General features: G+C 62.5%; 4 protein-coding genes and 1 pseudogene. 1 reads left to right on the top strand and 4 read right to left on the bottom strand.

Features of this window, described 5'->3' with window-relative positions; genetic code table 11:
• Positions 1-190: 190 nt before the first annotated feature.
• The 4 genes and pseudogenes from ACOGI4_RS12055 to ACOGI4_RS12040 all read right to left on the bottom strand — a co-directional run bounded on the left by ACOGI4_RS12055 (position 191) and on the right by ACOGI4_RS12040 (position 4,702).
• Entirely contained in the window at positions 191-1,462 is a 1,272-nt protein-coding gene (locus ACOGI4_RS12055; protein WP_419841909.1) for a DUF222 domain-containing protein, read from the bottom strand.
• Positions 1,463-2,151: 689 nt separating this feature from the next.
• Entirely contained in the window at positions 2,152-2,772 is a 621-nt protein-coding gene (locus tag ACOGI4_RS12050; RefSeq protein WP_419841908.1) for a MutH/Sau3AI family endonuclease, read from the bottom strand.
• Positions 2,773-2,950: 178 nt separating this feature from the next.
• Positions 2,951-3,493: pseudogene (locus ACOGI4_RS12045) on the bottom strand (DNA-methyltransferase); the annotation flags it as partial.
• A 309-nt stretch (positions 3,494-3,802) separates the two neighbouring features.
• The gene (locus ACOGI4_RS12040; protein WP_419841907.1) at positions 3,803-4,702 is read right to left on the bottom strand and encodes a tyrosine-protein phosphatase; all 900 of its coding nucleotides are present in this window, start codon (positions 4,700-4,702) and stop codon (positions 3,803-3,805) included.
• Between the two features lie 117 nt (positions 4,703-4,819).
• On the opposite strand from ACOGI4_RS12040, the gene ACOGI4_RS12035 reads away from it, so the two are divergent.
• Entirely contained in the window at positions 4,820-5,803 is a 984-nt protein-coding gene (locus ACOGI4_RS12035; protein ID WP_419841906.1) for an NAD(P)H-quinone oxidoreductase, read from the top strand.
• Positions 5,804-6,029 lie beyond the last annotated feature (226 nt).

Raw genomic sequence — 6,029 nt, 5'->3', positions numbered from 1 at the left:
TCGGGGGCGCAGGCAGCGCATCCGCCACTTGCCTAGCCGACTTCATGACGGTTCACCGGACTCGGCGGCGGAGGTCCATTACAGACTTCGTGCCGTACATCAATATCAGCGGGACTTCACGACGGTTCAGCGGACTCGGGGGCGCAGGGCCGATGCCCGCAAGTCTCAGGGCCTGTCGGCCCGCAATTCGTCAAGGCGGCGCCCGAGAAGACGTGACCGCCGGGCCACCGGCTTGGGCTGTGCTTCGTTTCGGCGAGGCGCTCGACAGCGGCGCCGCTGATGCCTGCCCGAGCCGAGTATTCCGCAGTAGGTCGGATGACGATTGTCCTGCCCAATTCAGCTCGCCTGCTGGCGGTCCGGTCGCTGGTGCAGCACCTACTGGGAGCTTGCCTGGCGCATGCAACTGGTAACGGCCGGTTACGGCGTTGTGTTCGACGGTGAAGCCCTGTTGGTGGATGCTGTTGTGGTGGCAGTGGTGGCAGACTGAGACGAGGTTGTCGAGGTCGGTGTTGCCGCCGTGCTGCCATTCGACGATGTGGTGTGCTCGGCAGAGTTCGGGTGATGCGCCGCAGCCGACGCAGCCTTGGTCGCGAACAGCGAGCGCGCTGCGCTGCAGCTCGCTGGCTGAACGGCGGCGTCTGCCCATGCGCAAATCGCCGGTTGCCTTGTTGAAGATCATCGGCAGAATGTCTGCATCGACGGCTACCTTGGCAATCTCGCTGATCGGCACCGTAGTTCCGTTCGCGAGCCGCGCGTTTGCGATCTGTTGGTTGAGAACGTCGTAGTCGGCGACGAGCACCAGCGAAGTGCCCGCTGGTCGGGATGTGTCGGGTTCGCAGCGGAGTTTGGCGACTGCGTCCGCAGTGCGCTGAGCGGGCGTCGAACGACACTTGGGGTCTTCGTCGTGAAACAAGCGGCTTACTGCGGCGTTGACGACTGCGGTAATGCGGGCGCCGACGATCGGATCAAACTGGCCGTTCACCACCGTCATCCCGGTCTCGCGGCTGGTGAACACGCGCGCTGAACGCTGTTGGCGCTGCCGTTCGAGCAGGGAGGCACCGTCGTCATCGGTGCAGTCGGCTACGTGACGGGCAACGGTTCGACGGAATTCGTCGAGGCCTTGCCGCTGAGCGATTTCGACAAGGAACCCTTCGTTGATCGGAGTATCGCTTGCGGCGCGGGCGATGATCTGCGCATGTCCAGCAGGTACCGACCCGGCTGCCAGACCTTCACGAGTAACGTCCAATTTTGCGAGTGCTGCAGCCGTCTTCACGTTGTCGCGGGCAGCGCGAACTGACACCGACAGCACGTTCGCTGCGGTATGCGCGGCGACGGTTTCGCCTTCGCAGCGGGCGATCTCACACAGAGCGGATGCTTCGGCTGCGGCGAGCTGCGACCGGGCATGTCCGATCTGTGCCAGCCGCAACCGCAAGCCGTCTGCATCCAGTGCAGGCACGTCCACTCGCAACCACCTCTCCGACAATGCACCCGACGCCACTCGTGAAGCCGACGGAGCGGCATCCGCAGCACGGTTGCCGCCGCCACGCTTGCCGATACCACGGTCCCCACTCGGTACGCCGATTGCCATGGGGACAACGGTAGGCAGGGGGTGTGACACGGTTGCCAGGGCTTCGCCGCTGTTGGCGAGTTCGCCGCGAAGGTTGATGCCAGTTGGGCAGTTCAACGGCGCAAGCTCGTCGCCGCCTTGATGTCGCGCGTCGGGTTGGCCGCCATCGTACTCGCTGCCACAAGCGTCAATCGCCATGGGGACAACGGTAGGCAGGGGGTGTGACAAGCTCGCGGGTATGTCGGCAACCACCGAAGATGGCAAGCAGGAGCGTTACGGGGTGTGACACGCTCGCGGGCATGTCGGTGCATCGTGCCGGCGCGGCCACTCGGCGTATCGAAGTTGTGTAGGCCATCAGACGATTCGCGCCATGTTCGCTGCTACGCGTGCCGTCGTTCGCTACGGGCACTGCCGTCGGACGGGCCATGAACCCCGGCCAAATCTCACGTGACGACTGGGGCAGACCTTCGAGTCACGGCCACAAACTCTGCAGTGTTCGTCGCCTAGATCCGTTGCCCGAAGTTGACGCCTTTGCGGTGTTGCCCTTCGGATCGAAGCCCGTTACCCAAGAAACACTGCTACGTTTAGGACTCGCTGAGGCTGCAATATAGCCCCAGAAAACACTTGCGTGCGTAGAATGCGCGGGAGGTGCTGCCGTGTCCGGTGCCCTTAGTTCGCGGTTGGATGTAGGTGCCCATCCTCCCTGTCAGTGCATCAAAGCCGCGCCTTGAGTCAGCGATGCACTCCCGCACCAGCTCATAGTCACGCTCAACAATCGTATAGGCTGCGCCAGTCAAGTCAAGCGTCACAACTGCATGTATGGGGGACGGCGACATGACATCATCACCTACGATTCGCGCCACGAGAACGGCCTTGCGAAGCTTTGTCAAGAGATGACTGTGTTCAAAGGGCGTGGTGACAACATGTACGGAATCGATCATGGTTATGGCCATAGTTTCCTTGAATGCCAGATAGCCCGTTTTGCGTCGCTTGATGGGAATGACCTTGAGTTCCCATGATCCAAAATTCGGCGCTCGTGCCGAGTTGAGCTGAAGACCTAAGTACCGTTCGAGAGCGTGTCCTGCCCATCCCTTGTTGACCTTCCCGGTTGGACCATGTACGTTGACCTGGTGTGTGCGGGCTAGAACGTGGACATCGGTTCCAATAAGTTGGTTCAGCTTCGCTACTGCAAGATGCCGCTCCATTATACGAAGCGGCTTTGACGTTCTTGAATAGCATCGCGAAGTCTAGGGATGGCAAGCTGGTCCAAGTATCCTTGATTGGATTCAATGCCAATGAACCGTCTCCCCCCCCCCCGCTTACTGCGGCCACCCCTGTCGTAGCCGAACCACAAAAGGGATCAAGAATCAGGTTCCCGGGCTCCGTGCTGGCCGTAATGATGCGCTCCATCAAGCGAAATGGCTTCTGTGTCGGGTGCCTACCGTAACGTTTCTCAGATGTTCCTGGCGTAGCTATAGCCCAGACACTTCGCATCTGTTTGTTAGGTTTCTTGATGAAATCGGCCCGAAAAGTACCGCGCTTCATGTCAAGGTAATTGAATGTGTGTTTGGCTGTCTTGCCCTTGCTGGCCCATAAGATTGTTTCGTGGCTAGCAGTGAACATCCGACAACCGAGATTAGGTGGAGCGTTTGGCTTAAACCACGCGATGTCGTTCAAGATACGCCATCCTTGAACCTGCAAAGCGTGTCCACAAGCGTAGATGCTGTGATAGGTGCCCGAAACCCAAAGCGTACCATCGGGCTTCAATAGACGATGGCATGCTTCGATCCATGAATAGTGAAAATCGAAGTCTTCTGCAACGCCGCGGCTCTTGTCCCAGCTACCCTTATTCACCGAGACTCGACGACCCGCGTGAACCGAAGTGCCGTCGTTCGACAGATTGTACGGTGGATCAGCGAACACCATGTCGACACTACCAGATGGCATGACGGACATCACCTGTATGCAGTCGCCAAGATAGAGAACGCAGTCCCCGATTTCGGCATATGGCGACACGGACTGCACGGGCTAGTTGTTTCGGCTTCTCTGTGGTGGTGTGCTCTGTCGGAAGCTCATTCCTGCACGTCCATCTCTGCGATTGAGCAGATGCAGCTCATGGTTTCGGCTCGGCTCAACTCTCTGTCAGCGTACGCTTTGGGAGGCACAACGAACATCGCATGATGGTATCCAGCGCTGGCGTGTTTCGATCCGTTAGGCGGGAGGCTTCGGGCGGGGTCAGATCAGCAGGTTGGCTTGGAGTATCTCTAGAGCGGCTGGGTCGAAGCCGTGGTGCAGCAGGTAGCCCTCGGCGCCGCTGCGCACACCGTGGGTATCCCACAGGTCGTGCCTGCTCGGCTCCTGCCCTTGGCTCTGCCTTACCGGCGGCTCTCCTTCGCTCTGCCCGGCCCGGCTCCGCCCCGTCCCGGACGCGTTGGGCAGTTCGCGTTGGCCGTAGCGGTTGTCCAGCTCGTCGAGCACGGTGGCCATCACTGAGCGGGGAGCGCTCAGAATGGGCCGCACGTCGTCGATGGCGATGCCGGCGCGCTCGAACTGCGGCGTCAGTTCCGCGATGCGCTGATGCGACCGGAGCTCGTTCGTAAGGCAGTAGTCGTCGAGCACGGCCTCGCGGGCCACGCCGAGGGCTTCGAGCAGGAGCGCTGCGGCAATGCCGCTGCGATCCTTGCCAGCGGTGCAGTGGAACAGCAGCGGCAGATGGTCGACATCGGCCGCCACGGCAGCGAGCTGAGCGAACCGCTCGCCGTGCTCGGCCACGATCTTCAGGTACAACGCGGCCATGTCGGCTTCGCTGATCGACCGCAATCGACCTTCGAGGATCTGGTCCACCATCGAGATGTCCCCGTCCACGGTGTCACCGACGGGCAGTGAGACGTGTGAGGTCACGCCTCGCCACAGCCGCGAACGGTCCCGCTCGGTCTCCGGCGCAGCGCGCAAGTCGACCACAGTGCGGATGCCACGGCTGGCCAGTTCTTCGAGATCGTCGCTGCTGAGCGCGCTCAAGCGGTCCGAGCGGAACAGTGCTCCCGTACGCACATGGCGGCCGCCTGCAGCGGGGTAGCCGCCTAAGTCACGACAGTTGTTCGCGCCTTCCAGCGCTACCACGGCTTCTCGGCGCACGGGTTCGCAGACTATCGACAGACGGAATTCCTGGCGGGACGGGTATCGGGCAGGCAGTGCCGCCGAGTTCGGAAACCACCTTCGCACACCGACCCGGTCGGGCTACCGTCGTCACCCATGCGCGCAGTAGTCATCCCCGAGTACGGCGGCGTCGAGGTGCTGCAGGTCCGCGACGTCCCTGATCCGGTCCCCGGTCCCGACGAAGCGCTCGTGGAGGTGGTGTGCTCGGCCATGAATCGAGCTGACCTGCTGCAGCGGATGGGCCTGTACCCGGCACCGGGACCCCGCCCCGAACACGAGATACCCGGCTTGGAGTTCGCCGGACGCATCGCAGCGCTCGGCGAGCGCGTCACCGCGTGGTCAGTCGGCGACGAGGTCATGGGCATCGTGTCGGGAGGTGCCGCGGCAGAACTCGTCGTCACCCACGAGCGCATGCTGCAACGCGTGCCAGACTCGGTGAGCCTGCGCGACGCTGCGGCCATTCCAGAGGTCTTCGTCACGGCGCACGATGCGCTCGTCACCTTAGGCGGCCTCGCATCCGGCGGCGCAGCGCTGGTGCATGCAGGCGCCTCCGGTGTCGGCACAGCGGCGATCCAGATCGCCAGAGCCATCGGCGCGCGAGTTGCCGTCACCTGCTCGACCTCCAAGGTGCAAGCATGCGCAGCACTCGGCGCAGACTTGGTGGTCGACTACACCGAGGCCGATTTTGCTGACGCTGTCCGCGACTGGACCGCCGGTCGAGGCGTAGATGTCGTGCTCGACGTGATCGGCGGCGACTACTTGGCTCGCAACATCGCATCGGTGCGAGTCCAAGGCTGCATCGTCCAAGTCGGCGTCATGAGCGGGCCTGCGGCCACGATCCCGCTCGGCGCCTTGCTGCCGAAGCGAGCGGCGCTCATCGGCACGGTGCTGCGCTCGCGGCCCATCGAGCAGAAGATCGAGGCGAACCAGCGATTCTGCGCCGAGCTGCTCCCGCGGTTCGACGACGGCTCGCTGCGACCGGTCATCGACTCCCGCTTCGACCTCGACGACATCGCAGCAGCGCACGAGTACATGGCCACCAACGCGAACGTCGGCAAGATCCTGCTGGATGTGAGCTAGTGTTCTACAGTTTCGCTGGCACGCCGTGCCGAGTTGTCGGGTTTGTGTCGTGCGGTAGTTCTCGGGTCTTGGCGATGTTGGGAGTCTGATGGTGTCGAGTGTTGGGCGTGTAGTGCGTTCTGTGCGTGGTCCTCGGGGGGGGGGGGGTGTTGGGTGGCTGATGGGCTGCGCGCTGGTGCCGGCGGTTGGCGCAGTTCGGTTTGGGGGTTGGTTGGGGTAGTGCTGT

This window comes from Candidatus Poriferisodalis sp., assembly GCF_965205175.1.
Taxonomy (GTDB): domain Bacteria; phylum Actinomycetota; class Acidimicrobiia; order Acidimicrobiales; family Poriferisodalaceae; genus Poriferisodalis.
The sequence above is the reverse complement of the archived record's forward strand: the minus strand, read 5'-3'. Positions and strand labels throughout refer to the sequence as shown.

Coding starts and splice junctions, on each gene's coding strand:
- ACOGI4_RS12050 (WP_419841908.1), bottom strand. CDS start 2,772: ATGGAGCGGCATCTTGCAGTAGCGAAGCTGAACCAACTTATTGGAACC.
- ACOGI4_RS12035 (WP_419841906.1), top strand. CDS start 4,820: ATGCGCGCAGTAGTCATCCCCGAGTACGGCGGCGTCGAGGTGCTGCAG.